Raw genomic sequence first — 15,681 nt, 5'->3', positions numbered from 1 at the left:
TTTTGCAAACAAATTTAGATGAGCAGCTTCGAAGCGTTATTGTTCAATACAGACAATTATTGTTTTACAGGAATATAAATCTCGGTAAGGAGTTCTTTTTTAGGAGTATTAGATTCGTCATTAAGATAAAACTCTAAAGTTGGTTTGTCTTCAAACTCTAACTGTACTTCGGTTATCCAGTGCCCATAGATCAAATCATAGGTGTCTACAGAACTCTCGTGACTACCTTTGTGTATAAACTTAGCATATTTTTGCTGGGGTATATGTTTGGTTTTAAATAATCCTTTTAGAGAAAAATCTATTTCTTTTTCTAGTATAATTCCAGCATTATATCGGCAATGTAAAGTATCGGTGATTGCGTCATCATCTAGTATTTCTCCCAATATAATTGTTTCATCTTTTAATAAGCTATGTTTTGACGCATATGATATCAATTGTTTCCAGGTTTTCTCTATTCCTTTAATATTTTCATAAGACCCTTGATAGGTTAAATATAAAATATCAAAACCAGAGATTTCTTCGATTTCATACGTAAGAATTTGTTCTTGAGTATTTTCTAATGGAAAGATGGCTTTTTGAGTAATGTATTGTTTGATTTTGGTTGAATTCCGAAAAGAAGAAGGAGAGCATTTAAATTGCTTTTTAAAAGCTTTACTAAAAGCAGCAATATCACTATATCCAATTTCATAAGCGATATCAGAGATATTCTCGGATGAAAATTTTAAGTATTCTGCAGCTTTTTCTAGTTTTATCCTTTTTATATATTGTCCAATAGTTTCGTGATGAAGTGCAAGAAATATTCTATTTATATTTCGATACGAATAAAACGATATGTCTTCTATCTCTTTTTTACTGATTTCACTTTTAAATCTTTCTTCTATATAGAGAATTAGTTTTTTATAACGTTCCAGTTGTGTTGGATTTCCCATGTTTTATCATTTTAGAGGAAAGGTACTACGAAATCGTAATTTTTGAGTTGTCTTTTTAGGACAATTAAATATGTTATTTCTAGAGTAAAATAAGAATTTTAAGATCATATACAGGTCATGTTATTTTGTCTTAACAGGACAAACAACATACGATTCATGCTTACTAGTTTTGGCTAAAATTTTAAGAGTAAGATATGAACAGCAAAATAAATATAACAATTCTAACGACGATACTATTCGCTTTTTCGTTTCATAATATCGGTGCACAAACCCTGAATAAAAACGCTCTCATAAAGAAATGGGATTTGGATACTTATAAGATCGGAGTTAAGAAATATCCACCATCTAAAAAAGAAAGAAATGATTACATTTTTTTTAAAAAGGATATGACCTTCGTCTCCATATCTGAAGGGAAAAAGGAGAGTGGTGTTTGGATGTTAAATACTAATGGAGGTTATATAATGATGACTGATGACAAAAGAGAGACCGTAAAGGCATACATCATCACTTTAACACCCAAAGAGCTGGTGTTATATTTTGATATTGAGGAAATTAGAGAAGTCGAGGTTCATTATAAGTCTAATTTGTAAAATCAAGTTTATAATGAAATATATCTGGCATATATCAATGTTTTTCTTGTCTTCTATAGTATTGTCTCAGGAAAACATAACCTTAAAAACCATTCCTTTTCATACAGAAAACGTATCGATATCTATAGCACAGGTTTTTGATATTAGAAAAAAGAAAAACTTAGGACTAGGAACTAATAGACATGGAGAAAAAGTCATTTTTCAATTGTACCCAGATGCACCAACGGCTATTCTGAATTTTATGAAAACTTCTTTTTCGCAAACCAAAGACGCAAAACCAATATTTATAAAAATTAAAGATTTAGAAATTCAGCAATCACAAAGTAGTATAAGCCATATAACAACGAGGGTGTATATTAACTTGATTTTTTATGAAAAAGAAAATGATAAACTGCAAAAACTTTTTGATGTACAGCATTATGAAGATGAAACTTTTACTATATCTGATACATCAAAAATATTCGAAACCTACGAACAAAGAATCAGAGCTGCATTAGAATATTGCACTTTAAGTTTTATCAATACCTATAAAAAAAGAAGCAAACCAGAATCTATATCAGGAAATCTACAAACCAGTGCAGAAGATGTTTTTTATGAGAAACCAGAAATGAAGAAAGCAAAACGATTAGGGAAATGGTTTGATATGTTAACATATAGGAAAATATACAGCAAACATAAAGAGGGGTGGAAAATGAGTTATATCGGTTTTGCCGATAGTGATAAAGACTTCATCATGCCCTTTGTAATATCTTATGATAAATATAGTATAAAACGAAGTTCATTACTCAACAAAAATTACACATCTGTTGATGCCTTTAGCGTAGGGGGCGGTTTTGATGGGTATCTAAAAATAATACCAGGAGTGTATATTAATATAGGCATAGAAGTGCCTTTAGGGCTTGAAATCACCAAAAAGATAGAAGGCAAAAAACAACATAATTTCCTTATAGGAATAGGCGCTAAACAAGGAGTGAAAATTATCCCTTGGAAAGAGTATGGTATTGTGATTGGAGCAGGTGTTTTTCAACAAATACAAACTTCTAAGGTGTATACCAAAAATTTTGGGTTTGAGCTCGAATTAGGGATTAATTTTTAATCTGAAAATCACTTTCAGAACAATAATGTATTCAATTAAAAACAAAAAAATCAAAATGAAGAAAACAATTAAATTAATGTTATGTGCAGTGTTATTAGGGGTAATGGCTATAAATGCACAGGAAAAACAAAAAGGAATAGAATTTGGAATTAAAGCAGGGGCTAACCTAACGGAATTTAGGAATACATCTTCTAAATTTAAAATAGGGGTAATGGGAGGAGTCTTTTCTCAATATAGACTATCCGAAAAATTAGCAATTCGGTCCGAAATACTGTATTCTGCTCAAGGAGCTAAATCAAAAAATAGTTCCGGAAAAATAAAATTAAACTATATCAATGTATTACCGGCAATAATAAAATTCTATCCTATTAATAAGTTAAGCCTCGAGGCAGGACCTCAAGTAGGATATTTATTAGGAGGCAAAGGAACTGGTTTTGTTAAAAGTAACTTTAAGAAAATCGATTACGGAGTAGCTTTGGGTATAGGATATTCGTTAACTGATAATTTAGAAGTTGGAATTAGATATAACCTTGGATTGGCAGATATTACTAAAGAAAATAATACATCGCTTAAAAACTCGGTGTTTCAAGCAGGTATATCTTTTAAATTGTAACATGTATAATGATTGGATTGATCAAATTAATCGTAACATATGTTATAGCATGTATTGTATAAAGACTTTAAAAGCAGAAAAGACATGAATTAAGGTGTCAAAAAGTTATAAGATATAATAAAAGGTTTAGCGTAATTCTAAACCTTTTTTGTTGAAATGAAAATCGAATTGTTAATATTGTATGACTATGATAGAAAGAAGTTTTATTATACAATGATCTTATGTTAAATTACGGTATTAACGTATCTTTGTACTACCAAATTGTTATACATGAGTAAAGCCGTTTATATTGCTACTATAGAACCTAATAGTGGTAAATCTATTGTTGTTTTAGGTATGATGCGTATGCTTCTGGGTAAAGTAGCCAGAGTAGGGTATTTTAGACCAATTATCGACGATCCTAAAGAAGGAGAAGTTGATAACCATATTAATACTGTAATATCGCATTTTGAATTAGATATTAACTTCAAAAAAGCCTATGCGTATACTAGAAGTGAAGTACTTCAAAAATACAACCAGGGTAAATCAGGAGAAATTATAGATGAGATTATCAGGAAATATAAAAACCTTGAAGAAAGATTTGATTTTATATTAGTAGAAGGCACTGATTTTTCTGATGAAGGTAATATCATTGAATTTGATATTAATGTTATTATAGCAAAAAATCTGGGTATTCCAGCTGTTATAGTAGCAAGTGGAATTGATAAGCAAAATGATGAAATTGTTAGTAATCTAAAACTGGCATACGATACTTTTAATAGTAAAGATGTAGAAGTTTTGGCTATGGTAGCCAATAAAGTTACCCAAGGTTGTGAAAAACAATTAGAAAGTAGTTTTGAAAAAGATTTTGGCAATAATGTCGATCGTATTATTATCCCCAAAATTAATTCTTTGATTAATCCTACTATCAAAGAGATTGTAAACGAATTAGAAGGTAATGTGTTGTTTGGTAAAGAATACCTAAATAATCAGGCTGGTAGTTTTGGAGTAGGCGCAATGCAATTACGTAACTATCTTACACATCTTAAAGATAATAGTCTCGTCATTACTCCCGGAGATCGTGCAGATATCATTTTAGGAGTATTACAGGCAAATATTTCTGATAACTATCCAAAGATTTCGGGAATTATACTTACCGGAGGAATTATTCCCGAACCACCAATACTTAAATTAATAGAAGGTGTTTCCTTATCTTTTCCTATTATATCGGTACCTAGTGGTACATTTTCTATTACCAATAAAATAGGAGCAATTAAGTCTAAAATCTATCTGGATAATCTACAAAAGATAAATACATCTATTAGCATATTCGAAAAATATGTTAATGAGGATCTATTAGCCGATAAACTAATTACATTTAAATCAGAAGGGTTAACCCCTCGAATGTTTCAATATAATTTATTAAGACGCGCTCTAAAACATAAAAAGCATATTGTTCTTCCAGAAGGATCTGATGAAAGAATTTTAAGAGCTACTTCTAGATTATTGGCATCTGGAGTTGTGGATATTACCTTAATCGGAAATGAAAAGAAAATAAAGAGCAAGGCTACAAAACTGGATATTCCGATAGATTTTGATAAAATACAGATTGTCTTCCCTACAGAATCTCCTTATTATGATGAGTATGTACAAACATTTTATGAGCTAAGAAAGCACAAAAATGTAAATCTGGATATGGCCAAAGATATGATGGCAGATGTATCCTATTTTGGTACGATGATGATATATAAAGGTCATGCAGACGGAATGGTGTCGGGAGCAGTGCACACTACACAACATACGATTAGGCCAGCGTTACAATTTATAAAGACCAAACCAGGAGTAAAAGTGGTTTCTTCTGTATTCTTTATGTGCTTAGCAGATCGGGTATCAGTCTTTGGTGATTGTGCAATTAACCCTAATCCTAATGCAGAACAATTGGCAGAAATAGCAATTTCTTCTTCAGAATCGGCAGCAGCTTTTGGGATCGAACCAAAAGTGGCTATGTTATCATATTCTTCGGGAACCTCTGGTAAAGGAGAAGATGTAGAAATAGTTAGAGAAGCAACTGCCATTGTAAAAGAAAAACACCCTGATCTAAAAATAGAAGGACCTATACAATATGATGCAGCAGTAGATTTAGAAGTGGGACAAAGTAAATTACCAAATTCTGAAGTAGCTGGTCAGGCAAGTGTTTTGATATTTCCAGATTTAAATACAGGAAATAACACCTATAAAGCTATTCAACGAGAAACAGGAGCATTAGCTATTGGCCCTATGTTACAAGGATTAAATAAACCCGTTAATGATCTAAGTAGAGGATGCACTGTTGATGATGTGTATAATACCGTAATTATAACGGCAATTCAGGCTCAGGGATTATAAACAGAGTAAAGAAATATCTGATTTTTAATACTCTTAATTATTAAAAGAATATGCAAATACTTGTACTAAATTCTGGAAGTTCGTCTATAAAATTTCAACTATTTACTATGCCCGATGCAAAAGTAGTTTGTTCTGGGTTAGTAGAACGTATTGGTTTAGAAAATGCTAAAATTTCTTATACATCCGAGATACATGACATTGAAAAAACTGTGACTGTTAATACTCACAAAGATGGGCTACAATTAATAGCCAGCTATTTGATGGATGATAAAGTAGGAGTGATCCGATCGGCATCAGAAATTCATACTGTTGGTCATAGAGTAGTTCATGGGGGAAGCACTTTTGCAGAAACAGTTGGAATCACTGAAGAGGTAAAACAAAAAATTAAGAAACTTTCTGCATTGGCACCATTACATAACCCTGCAAACCTGGAAGGAATTTTGGTTGCCGAAGAGATTTTTTCTAACGCACAACAAGTAGCCGTGTTTGATACAGCTTTTCATCAAACTATTCCTGTAGAAGCTTATAAATATGCTATTCCGAATAAATTTTTAGATGAGCATAATATTAGAGTATATGGGTTTCATGGCACCAGCCATAAATACGTTTCAGAAAAAGCAATCGAATTTTTAAGGAAAGAAAAATCTAAGATTATTACAATTCACTTAGGAAATGGATGTAGTATGACTGCGGTTCGCGACGGTAAAAGTATAGATCATACTTTGGGATTTGCACCGATGAATGGATTGATTATGGGAACACGATCCGGAGATATTGATCCTGCAGTCATCTTTTATATGGTTAATTCCTTAGGATATTCATTAAAAGAAGTAAATGATCTTTTACAAAAAGAAAGTGGAATGTTGGGGTTAACAGGATATAGCGATTTGCGGGATATTGAATCTGAAGCAGAAAACGGCAATAAAGATTGCCAGTTAGCGCTGCAAATGAATACATATCGTATCAAAAAATTTATAGGAGCATATGCTTCGGTTATGAACGGCTTGGATGCTATTGTATTTACTGCCGGAATAGGAGAGAACTCTGCTTTGATTAGAAATTTGGTATGTAAAGATCAAGAGTTTTTTGGCATTCGATTAGATGAAGAAAAAAACAATATTCGATCTAAAGAAATAAGAGATATAAGTTTACCCTCTTCAGAAGTAAAAATATTAGTTATTCCTACTAATGAAGAATTAGAGATTGCCAAACAATCTTTCGAATTATTAGCATAAGAGCAGTATAAAAAAGAAAATTATAGTGATTATTGTCGTTCAGCAAACTCTTTAAATTGTTTAAGCCATTTTTCTGCTGGTTTTCGATACATACTCGGAAATAAAATAGCCATCAATTTTGGCATAACCCAGTTTATACGAGTGTATTCATATTCGAATTCATATTTTGTTTTTTTATCGCCTAAGGCAATAAAATTACATTTCATGGTATTGTCCATATGTTTATGATGATAACTGGCTTCAAATGAATGCGGAAGTTCATTTTTGGTTATTGTTTCAGTCAACTCCATATCATGTTTTCCGTGTTTGTAATACATTTTAGAAACAGCGCCAACTTTACCGTTTTCTCCACTAATCAACTCTTTTCTAATAAAACCATCCTGATACTCTTTAAGATTATCTGGATTTGCAAAAAGCTCAGCCACTTTATGTAAAGATTGATCAATCTCGATATAACCTTTATGTTTCATCTGTTCTTTTTTATTGTTTTTTAAATGTCAGATGGAATTACACCATTGAACATCTAGATTGGTATCAACTCAATTGTTATGGCTCATTTCATATCAATTTAGTTTTAAACCGTAACAAGATAATTAATATTACTCTTTATTCGTGACTTAAGAATTAATTTCAAGTTTTTTTTCTATTCGTTTGATAGTATTCCAGTTACGGGTTGTGATCTGCTTACCAAAATATCGTTCCAGGGCTTCCATTCCTTTTGGTGTCTTGGTTACCGAAAGATCTAAGACACTTATTATTGTTTTGTCGATCTTATCAATAATTTTGAAAGCATTATTATCATTTGTCCATGGTAACAGCAAATCGGTTTTAACATCTTCCTTCAGGAATGAAACATACAATCGAATGTCTTTCGCTAATAGTATATCTTTAAAAGGATCTTTATCTAATAAATGATATATCGTTTCAGATTTTCTTATGATAGTCGGGATAGGAAAACCAAAGGTTTTTTCTATATGATCAGAAACCATTTTTTCAAGATTCTTCACATCATCTTTTGCCGAGTCAAATATTATATTTCCCGAGTTAAGAATTGTAATCACTTTTTCGAAATTCAGTTTTTCCATTTCTTTACGAAGGTCGGCCATAGGAACTTTGTGATGACCACTTACATTAATTCCTCGTAGAAAAGCAACATATCTATTCATTTATTCGAATTTTATGTTAGTGTTTTTGCTCTTTTTTTAATTCGTGTTTTAATTTTTTGGTGTAATCAACAAACTTTTTCCCCATCATCTTATTTGCTTTTAAAGTCAAATCAACTTTGTTTTTATCAGTATCTAGCCAAAGAAAGAGCTTCTCTTTGTGAAAATAATATCGATCTTCAATTATTGTAGTTTTGTTTGCATCAAATTCTTCATTGTAGATAGGTATGTTGTAGTGATATTGTTGGTCAAATGCAAAAAATAATTTTCTGTTTTTAAAATAATATTGAGCTATGTTTTTTCCTGTTTCTCCAAATTCAATGATTTCGATTAGCCTTAGATCTTTGTTATCGAAATATGCAGTTACAAGTCCTCCTTCTGTTGTATTTAATTCAATTTCCGGAGATTTTTTTACATAAGAAGTCATATTGTTTCTTATCGTCTTATATTCGGATCTTATATCCTCTAAGACCATTTCTTTGGATTGTGCTGAAATCAGTTCTAATCCACAAAACAAAAGCGTCAATATAATTATTGTTTTTTTCATAGCCTATGACGATACTAGTTGCAGTTAATTTTTAATCATTTCCTGAAGTTAACCAACAGAAATATAGAGATAACTTTTATTAAAAATTGACTAAAGGTTAGATTTTTTTTTCTGATATCTTCATAGCTATTTTTCCACCGATCCATGCCATAGGAATATAAGCGATAGCTATATCTGCAACAGCAAACCAGGTAGGGCCGGGTAGCATATAGTTAACCATGATTCCGCCTAATAAGAATAATCCACCAATACCTAATGAGAATTTCATTTTGTGACTTGCGGCTATTAAACCAGCAATCGTGGCACCAGCCAGAGTACCCAGAGCATGAGCCAAAAAAGGAAAAATAAAATGTTCGAATCCTAAAGATGGCATAACGGCTGCAAGAGCATCCATATCATTGGGATCAATCCTTTTTATAGGAATTAATTTATGACCAATTTTGATGAGGGCTATATTGATGATACTACCTCCTAACCATCCAGCAATAACAGCTAGAATATTTTTAAGTATTGGATTCATAGTTGCTCTTTATGGTGTTTATTAATAATAGACGTCGTTATCTGCTAAGTTTTCCTTAGTTTCCTGAAATTCTGTAGGGTCATGATAGCCAAAATATTCAATTTCATTTCCGTGCTTTTTCACTATTTCCCTTATTTTTTCAAGACTTTCTTTTCTCATTTCATCATCGACTGCTCTTATCCTTGCTAATTCATCTACGGGATGATTCAAATCAGATATTTCATCTCTTAGGTAATACGCATCTCCCACATAAAAAATCCATTTTTCATTTTTCTTAAATGTTACTCCACAATGTCCAAGTGTATGGCCGAACAATGGAATTAAGTAAATTTCAGTTTCAAAATCTAAATCAACTTTTCGAGCAGGAAGTCCAAACCATTTGCTATTACTTTTTTCGTACAATTTTATTTCTGGATTATGCGCTAATTGTTGGGGAAGATACCTTTCGTTTCCACTTTTAAAACTTTCGTACTCTTCTTTAGCAATATGAATTTTCATATCAGGAAAATCGGCAAGCCCCCCAATGTGATCAGGATCAAGATGAGAAATGATGCAATCTTTAACTTTTTCGGGACGAAATCCTAACTTTTGTATTTGTGTTATGGCAGTACGTTTTTCGTCAAATTTAAACCCCGTGATCTCTATCAATTCCTTTCCAAGTTTTTTTTCAGGGTCTTTGGTTTCTGATAATCCGATCCCAGAATCAATTAGCACCAATCTGTTTATTCCCTCAAGGAGTAAACAATGTCCGATTGCAGGCCCCATTGGCGATTCTATTTGAACACAGTTTAAATGATGAATTTTAATCATAGGCTTCATTTTTTCGACTTGTGTAGTAACATACTTGTATACATTAATTGCGTGGTTAAACACCTAATTTAGTAATTAATTTTTATAAGATGTTGATAATAAGCTTTCTTTTGTCGATCAAATCAATGTATGAGAATAGTATTCAGAATTCAACTTAACCAAGTTACAATAGGATATGGGTATAACGAAGTATCCTATAGATATGTTTTTATTTCGTTTTGTTAAGTGTTTTCCAGGCTTGCATTGCTGCTATTGCTCCTGTACCGCAAAAGACTAAAGCAAATGTGCCAATAAATTCGGCTATATATTGTTTCATATTATTTTAAAAAAGAAGAGAGGAGAATTAGCATGCTAATTCTCCTCTTTTTAGTATACTACTTTAAATTTTAGATTGCTGATGCTCCAGCTTCTGCAACTGCATGGTCATTCTCAACAGAACTACCACTTACTCCAATAGCACCAATAATTTCACCTGCTGCATTTTTAATTGGTACACCTCCAGGAAAAGTAATTAGACCATTATTAGAATGTTCGATGTTGTACAAAGCACCTCCGGGTTGAGATAATTCTCCAATGATTCCCGTATTCATATCAAAATAACGAGCTGTTTTCGCTTTTTTAATTGATATATCTAAAGAACCTAACCAAGCTCCATCCATACGCCCAAATGCTACTAAGTTTGCTCCTGCATCTACAATTGCAATATTCATTTTTGTATCTATTGCTATAGATTTTTCTTTTGCTACTGAAATGATTTTTTCAGCTTGTGCTAATGTAATATTCATTATTTTATGTTTTATTTTTGTTATAATCTAAGTGCAAATGTACAGGACAGATAGTCTTACTCAATTACTAAAACGGTTCAATAACTTATGAAAAAAGGTCAAGTATAAAAATGAAACCATAAAGACAAAATATCATTTAGAAATCTCTTTGGGGCTAACTCCAAATTTATTTTTGAAAGCTATGCTGAAGTTTGAAAGATTATTATACCCAAAATCCAGGTATATGTCTGATGGTGTTAGTTTGCCTAGTTCTAATGTTTCTTTTGCTTTTTGAAGCCGCTTGTCTTGTAGCCATTTTCCGGGGGACACTTTATATTCATTAATAAAATGACGTTTGAAAGTAGATAAACTCATATTACATAAAAATGCAATTTCCTCTAGTTTTAAATTAGAATGTATTTTACTTTCTACAATTTTTTTAAAGGGAGAGGTTTCCTTAACTATTAATGATTTTAGATATAACTCAAACTTTTTTCCGTATTTATGAATAAGATACAGCATAATTTCTTCGAACTTTACAGAAAGTAGGTTTTCTATAAAAACTGTTGGTGCATCACTAATTGTTGATAATGAGTTTAAATATGAAGTTATATATGCATCATTCCTAATTGCGAAATATGGCACTTCTTCCTTTATTATTTGTTGGTGTTGAATGTGTTTTTCTAAAAAATCTTCGAGTATTTTTTCAGAAAAAAATAAAAGTTTACAATAATAAATAGCATCTGTGTCTAATAATTCTGTCCAAATCCAATTCCCTTTTTTAAGAAGTAACGATTGATCTTTATTTACGGTAACTGATGTTCCTGCAAAGTGCACTTGCTTCTTTCCAACTTGTAAAAAGCTAAACATGTGCATATTCAAATTGACCTTAGTTTTAATAGTATCTTCGGTCATTTTAAAATCATAAACAAAAAGATCTGGTTTAAGCTTAGGGGTATTAATATATAATTCTGGTATGTTGTCTATTGGCATATGATGGTATTTCAAAGTCAATGTATAATTCAGCTTCTTTCGGGTAACAAGATTTTTGCGATTCTAGAATCTCATAAGGCTATTTTTAATAGATACTTTCGTTTTTTATGTTTTGCTTTTTCACATTATAGAAAGGTGTTGTTACGGTCTTTATTAAATATACCTTTCTTTAATACTATTTATATGATGTTTTTCATGACCGATAATAGATTTTAAGAAGTCTTCAAGAGTAATTTCATATTGTTGAGCCATCCCTTTTATTAGTAACTGATTTTCAGACAAGGTTTCAATAAAACTAGCAGATGCCTTTCGTACATTAACAAAGTCGGTTATTAATTGTTTTAGGGTTAGTTCTTCAAAACGACTATTGTTTACTAACAAATTTTGATCATAGCCCCATAATTCTATTGATTCATTCCTGCTCATTAAAAATGCTCGAAATATTTTTATTCTTTCATGATCAGTTATATGCCCAACAATTTGTTTAATACTCCATTTAGCAGGAGCATAGCGATAAACAGCTTTTTCTTCACTGATAGAATTTAGGAATGTAATTGTTGATGACGAAGCAAAGAGTGATCGATAATTCATATCCTTTACAAGGTCATAATAATATGGGAATCCAGCTTCGGGAGTATATTTCATATTTTACTTTAATGATTTTGTTCAATAATGCTGCGACAGTTAGTTCTTTTAATCTTTAAACCCTTTTCTCTATAGCAAAAATACTATAATCTTGTGTTATCACATAGTTTAGAAGATCAACAAATCTATTCACAAAAGTTATGTTCCCAAATTGATTATTGAAATACTTGTGATACAACCGAAATTAAAATTGATCTTATGAAAAACACCAAGGGAAGAATGGATAATATTAATCATAGAAATGATTAGGGATACATTTTGAGAATTCAAAAAACATAAACACCATTAATGCTGGTGTTTATGTTTGTGAGTAACATTCTTTACTATATTTTTGAAGGGTGGATATTAAACTTTAGCTAATCGTACAATTTCCATTACCATCCGGACTCATCCAGTTACCTTCGATAGTGTCTCCATCTGCGAGTTGAAGTAAAGCTTGTCCTTTTAATTGACAGCCTTGATTCCATTTAGAATCAACTTCATATATCATTGAAATTCCATTTGTACCTTTAGGAAAAGTGAATGTTGTTTTTGGACCATTGGCTTTAATCGCAACCGCTTCTATCCAAGTTGGATTAGCTGCATTCAAATTCGAAGTATAATTAAATTTAATATTTCTTCCTGAAGGAGGCGTTGTAATAGAATTTGTTAATGTTATTTTTACAGCCGTTGGTAATCCTGATGATGGAATAGCAGATCCTTTTACATATGGGTTATTTTTATCACAAGGAGCGGTTCCCATTGTATTTCCTGTACTACTAAAAGATGTTATTTTAGAATATTCGGTAATTATCGAATTTGCACCGTGACCAGAAATTTCGTCACCGCTTGTTGTGAGCATTCCCCATCCTGCATTTCGCTCGTAATATCTAAATGCAAAGCCACCCGAAACGACATCTGCCATGTTTATTGGCGAACCTGATCCCGATTGCGGAGTGAGTTTCGTACCTCCATACAAATAGTCAACTTGTTCCCAGGTTCTTGGAGAGACAGCTCTGGGATTCGAACCCATTTCTGTAAAAGTTATCGGTACAGGGTTAGCGCCTTCAAACGCTTTTGTTAAAGTATAGTAAGCACCAACTTTTGCTGCAAGTGTTCCTCCGGCCCATCGCTCACAATTGTAACCCAAGAAATCAAGACGCTCGGATGAATCCCCACACATATATGCTTTAGCTGCTGGTATAGTGAAATCAGGATCATCACGAAGTGCCGCTGTAACAGGAATAACACGAGGGCTATTTTTTGCCATATAGGCTTTCAAGTATTTGGCTCCAGCTCTAATTTTATTAGGAATATCATAGCCTGGATTTTGCCCTTTTGTACCAGGATCAATTGTTTCGTTTCCTATTGAAAACCCAAGAACATTCTGGTATTTACTGAATTCGTCGGCAACAGCTTTCAGCCTGGCATTATAAATTGTAGGGCCGTCATGTACCGTGGTGTGGTCCACAGCTCCCACTAAAACATAAATTCCTGCGGCAGCCAAGGCATTCATTACTTGTGTGTGATCTTTTGTCGGATCGACTTGATACACACGAATGGCATTTATTTTCATATTAGTGAACCCATAAGTTGTTGTTGTTTTCAATAAATCTTGAATTGCAGTTAGATTATTGTCTGAAATTGGATCCACAAAATCTGTAGGTTGATAACAAACTCCTTTAGGTGCCCACTGGTCTGTACCGCACATAAATAGATTATTAGAAATCGTAATAGGCGTAATGTTTGATGAATTGATGCTTTGTGTCATAGTTTGGTTTTAATATTGGTTATTGTATGAACCAATATACTAACCCCAAATCAATCTTACATTAGTATAAGTACCTTAATATATAAGTACATATACGGTAATCTCTCTTTAGCTATTCCTAATGATTGTCTTTATAATACTTGTTTGTTTGACTTCCTGTGAAGCGGAGCAATTAATCGTATACATTGTGGCCTGTCGTTTTTATCTTTCGAGAATCCCTCTGATTTCGTTTATAAATTTTAAGGATTCAGTTTCAATTTGTTTTGTTAAAATATGTATATCATCAAAGTTTGGCTTTTCTATTATTTCATGGTCGATAATTGAAAGACTGTTATTAATTGATTCTGCTAGATGATAGGTATTCCAGCTACTGTCTTTGAACATCTCCCAATACTTTTTTCGGATACTTTTATTTTGACCAGATAAGCATATTGTAAAACACATTATTTTATGATTAAAGATGATCACAAATTTCAATTTTTGTTTTTTTAACTCCTCGGTAGTTAAAGAAAAATAGGAAAAATCTGGATTACCTTGATAAATGGTTCCTAATTTAAAGACCGTAGCATATTCTTTATGAAAAAATGCCCTTAACGTTTTCATGTATCCTATAAGTTGGTGATAATCTAATTGTACCTGATCATGCTTGACTAGCTTGTTGTGATTAGAAAGATCCTTTTTGTCTGGGGTCTTGTTATTTTTGCTATGTTTTTCGATAGGAATACATATATCTACTATAAATTTTTGTTTGGGATGCGTTTTATGGTCATTATGGTACACTTCAAAATAATCCCCATCTCTAAACCTATAATCGTTATCTAGTACCCATAAAGACAAACTTTCCCATGCTTTTGGGAAATCTTTTGCTTCAATTTCAAAATTTCCAATAGCATAGTTACCTTTTTGGATCACAAGAGGTCTAATTTCTCCTTCGGCTTTAAATTCTCTATTAATTGTTACACATGCACTATACCTTACTTTAGAAGTATGGGTAACGTTTGGATTATCATGATAAATGGTAATAGCGTTAAAATCTGAGATAGGAAACATTTCTTTTTTGTTTCCCCATTCTATCAATCTTTGGTACATATTGCCAATTTTATCAAACTCTCCAATATGCATTATGCCAGCAAGTTTTATTTCTTGTAGTTCTTTTACGGTTATTTGTGCATTCATTTCAATCCATTTTTTAATGTTATCAATGCTACAAATGTATTTTTCGGTTGTAAAAGGTTCTATACCAATCTTGCTAAGTATATTTTTTCCCTGGGTTGTAAACCTGGTAGGACTAACTCCGTAATACTTTTTAAATGCTCTTGAAAATGAGCTTTCGCTATTAAAGCCATAGTTGTAGGCAAGTTCCTTTATAGGTTTATTAGCGTCGACAAGCAGGATCGAAGCAATACGTTCTATTCGTTTTCTATTAATATATTGATTTAAATTTTCACCAATAATTGTTGAAAAGACTCTATGAAAATGATACGATGAATAATGCGCTTTTTGGGATAGCCGTTCGAGTGATAAGTTTGTATCGAGATTCTTTTCTATGAAATCCAACACATAATTAATTCGTTTGATATATTCTCGTCTTGTTTCGTTTATTTCGGTTGGCATTTTTGTTTCATTTTTCCAAATGCTATAACACTTTGGTCTTTGTTTATC

16 protein-coding genes are annotated in these 15,681 nt (G+C 32.0%); 5 read left to right on the top strand and 11 right to left on the bottom strand.

Features of this window, described 5'->3' with window-relative positions; genetic code table 11:
• Positions 1-56: 56 nt before the first annotated feature.
• A complete protein-coding gene (locus DK441_RS01135; protein ID WP_109097107.1) occupies positions 57-929 on the bottom strand; it encodes a GyrI-like domain-containing protein in 873 nt (290 codons plus the stop codon).
• A 194-nt stretch (positions 930-1,123) separates the two neighbouring features.
• Here DK441_RS01135 and DK441_RS01130 point away from each other — a divergent pair, with 194 nt between their 5' ends.
• The 5 genes from DK441_RS01130 to DK441_RS01110 all read left to right on the top strand — a co-directional run bounded on the left by DK441_RS01130 (position 1,124) and on the right by DK441_RS01110 (position 6,827).
• Positions 1,124-1,519 (top strand): lipocalin family protein, encoded by a 396-nt coding sequence (locus DK441_RS01130; protein ID WP_109097106.1) that lies wholly within the window; start codon positions 1,124-1,126, stop codon positions 1,517-1,519.
• 13 nt (positions 1,520-1,532) lie between these two features.
• Positions 1,533-2,615 (top strand): hypothetical protein, encoded by a 1,083-nt coding sequence (locus tag DK441_RS01125; protein ID WP_109097105.1) that lies wholly within the window; start codon positions 1,533-1,535, stop codon positions 2,613-2,615.
• 55 nt (positions 2,616-2,670) lie between these two features.
• A complete protein-coding gene (locus tag DK441_RS01120) occupies positions 2,671-3,228 on the top strand; it encodes a porin family protein (protein WP_160111906.1) in 558 nt (185 codons plus the stop codon).
• 270 nt (positions 3,229-3,498) lie between these two features.
• On the top strand, positions 3,499-5,592 hold the full coding sequence (gene pta, locus DK441_RS01115; protein WP_109097103.1) for a phosphate acetyltransferase: 2,094 nt from the start codon (positions 3,499-3,501) through the stop codon (positions 5,590-5,592).
• 50 nt (positions 5,593-5,642) lie between these two features.
• Positions 5,643-6,827, top strand: a complete 1,185-nt coding sequence (locus DK441_RS01110; RefSeq protein ID WP_109097102.1) for an acetate/propionate family kinase — start codon at positions 5,643-5,645, stop codon at positions 6,825-6,827.
• A gap of 29 nt (positions 6,828-6,856) precedes the next feature.
• Here DK441_RS01110 and DK441_RS01105 read toward each other — a convergent pair whose 3' ends face one another.
• The 10 genes from DK441_RS01105 to DK441_RS01055 all read right to left on the bottom strand — a co-directional run bounded on the left by DK441_RS01105 (position 6,857) and on the right by DK441_RS01055 (position 15,633).
• Complete coding sequence (locus DK441_RS01105; RefSeq protein ID WP_109097101.1) at positions 6,857-7,297, bottom strand: SRPBCC family protein; 441 nt, start codon at positions 7,295-7,297, stop codon at positions 6,857-6,859.
• A 147-nt stretch (positions 7,298-7,444) separates the two neighbouring features.
• Complete coding sequence (locus DK441_RS01100) at positions 7,445-7,993, bottom strand: DUF1697 domain-containing protein (RefSeq protein WP_109097100.1); 549 nt, start codon at positions 7,991-7,993, stop codon at positions 7,445-7,447.
• Positions 7,994-8,009: 16 nt separating this feature from the next.
• On the bottom strand, positions 8,010-8,537 hold the full coding sequence (locus tag DK441_RS01095; RefSeq protein ID WP_109097099.1) for a hypothetical protein: 528 nt from the start codon (positions 8,535-8,537) through the stop codon (positions 8,010-8,012).
• A 97-nt stretch (positions 8,538-8,634) separates the two neighbouring features.
• Positions 8,635-9,057, bottom strand: a complete 423-nt coding sequence (locus DK441_RS01090; RefSeq protein ID WP_109097098.1) for a hypothetical protein — start codon at positions 9,055-9,057, stop codon at positions 8,635-8,637.
• 21 nt (positions 9,058-9,078) lie between these two features.
• A complete protein-coding gene (locus DK441_RS01085) occupies positions 9,079-9,867 on the bottom strand; it encodes an MBL fold metallo-hydrolase (protein WP_025667484.1) in 789 nt (262 codons plus the stop codon).
• 386 nt (positions 9,868-10,253) lie between these two features.
• Complete coding sequence (locus DK441_RS01075) at positions 10,254-10,652, bottom strand: heme-binding protein (protein ID WP_025667486.1); 399 nt, start codon at positions 10,650-10,652, stop codon at positions 10,254-10,256.
• A 132-nt stretch (positions 10,653-10,784) separates the two neighbouring features.
• Positions 10,785-11,624, bottom strand: a complete 840-nt coding sequence (locus DK441_RS01070) for an AraC family transcriptional regulator (RefSeq protein ID WP_109097097.1) — start codon at positions 11,622-11,624, stop codon at positions 10,785-10,787.
• Between the two features lie 153 nt (positions 11,625-11,777).
• Positions 11,778-12,269 carry a DinB family protein gene (locus DK441_RS01065; RefSeq protein ID WP_109097096.1) on the bottom strand — a complete coding sequence of 164 codons (492 nt, stop codon included), beginning with the start codon at positions 12,267-12,269 and terminating at the stop codon, positions 11,778-11,780.
• 352 nt (positions 12,270-12,621) lie between these two features.
• Complete coding sequence (locus DK441_RS01060; RefSeq protein ID WP_109097095.1) at positions 12,622-14,019, bottom strand: hypothetical protein; 1,398 nt, start codon at positions 14,017-14,019, stop codon at positions 12,622-12,624.
• A 201-nt stretch (positions 14,020-14,220) separates the two neighbouring features.
• Positions 14,221-15,633, bottom strand: a complete 1,413-nt coding sequence (locus tag DK441_RS01055) for a GyrI-like domain-containing protein (RefSeq protein ID WP_109097094.1) — start codon at positions 15,631-15,633, stop codon at positions 14,221-14,223.
• Between the last annotated feature and the right edge of the window lie 48 nt (positions 15,634-15,681).

The sequence above is a fragment of the Aquimarina sp. AU58 genome (genome assembly GCF_900312745.1).
GTDB classification, from domain to species: domain Bacteria; phylum Bacteroidota; class Bacteroidia; order Flavobacteriales; family Flavobacteriaceae; genus Aquimarina; species Aquimarina spinulae.
The sequence above is the reverse complement of the archived record's forward strand: the minus strand, read 5'-3'. Positions and strand labels throughout refer to the sequence as shown.

What these genes read in the sequence shown, in the direction of transcription:
- pta (WP_109097103.1), top strand. Translation starts at nt 3,499, where the DNA reads ATGAGTAAAGCCGTTTATATTGCTACTATAGAACCTAATAGTGGTAAA.
- DK441_RS01105 (WP_109097101.1), bottom strand. Translation starts at nt 7,297, where the DNA reads ATGAAACATAAAGGTTATATCGAGATTGATCAATCTTTACATAAAGTG.
- DK441_RS01125 (WP_109097105.1), top strand. Translation starts at nt 1,533, where the DNA reads ATGAAATATATCTGGCATATATCAATGTTTTTCTTGTCTTCTATAGTA.
- DK441_RS01110 (WP_109097102.1), top strand. Translation starts at nt 5,643, where the DNA reads ATGCAAATACTTGTACTAAATTCTGGAAGTTCGTCTATAAAATTTCAA.
- DK441_RS01120 (WP_160111906.1), top strand. Translation starts at nt 2,671, where the DNA reads ATGAAGAAAACAATTAAATTAATGTTATGTGCAGTGTTATTAGGGGTA.
- DK441_RS01100 (WP_109097100.1), bottom strand. Translation starts at nt 7,993, where the DNA reads ATGAATAGATATGTTGCTTTTCTACGAGGAATTAATGTAAGTGGTCAT.
- DK441_RS01060 (WP_109097095.1), bottom strand. Translation starts at nt 14,019, where the DNA reads ATGACACAAAGCATCAATTCATCAAACATTACGCCTATTACGATTTCT.
- DK441_RS01070 (WP_109097097.1), bottom strand. Translation starts at nt 11,624, where the DNA reads ATGCCAATAGACAACATACCAGAATTATATATTAATACCCCTAAGCTT.
- DK441_RS01095 (WP_109097099.1), bottom strand. Translation starts at nt 8,537, where the DNA reads ATGAAAAAAACAATAATTATATTGACGCTTTTGTTTTGTGGATTAGAA.
- DK441_RS01075 (WP_025667486.1), bottom strand. Translation starts at nt 10,652, where the DNA reads ATGAATATTACATTAGCACAAGCTGAAAAAATCATTTCAGTAGCAAAA.
- DK441_RS01055 (WP_109097094.1), bottom strand. Translation starts at nt 15,633, where the DNA reads ATGCCAACCGAAATAAACGAAACAAGACGAGAATATATCAAACGAATT.
- DK441_RS01085 (WP_025667484.1), bottom strand. Translation starts at nt 9,867, where the DNA reads ATGATTAAAATTCATCATTTAAACTGTGTTCAAATAGAATCGCCAATG.
- DK441_RS01130 (WP_109097106.1), top strand. Translation starts at nt 1,124, where the DNA reads ATGAACAGCAAAATAAATATAACAATTCTAACGACGATACTATTCGCT.
- DK441_RS01065 (WP_109097096.1), bottom strand. Translation starts at nt 12,269, where the DNA reads ATGAAATATACTCCCGAAGCTGGATTCCCATATTATTATGACCTTGTA.
- DK441_RS01135 (WP_109097107.1), bottom strand. Translation starts at nt 929, where the DNA reads ATGGGAAATCCAACACAACTGGAACGTTATAAAAAACTAATTCTCTAT.
- DK441_RS01090 (WP_109097098.1), bottom strand. Translation starts at nt 9,057, where the DNA reads ATGAATCCAATACTTAAAAATATTCTAGCTGTTATTGCTGGATGGTTA.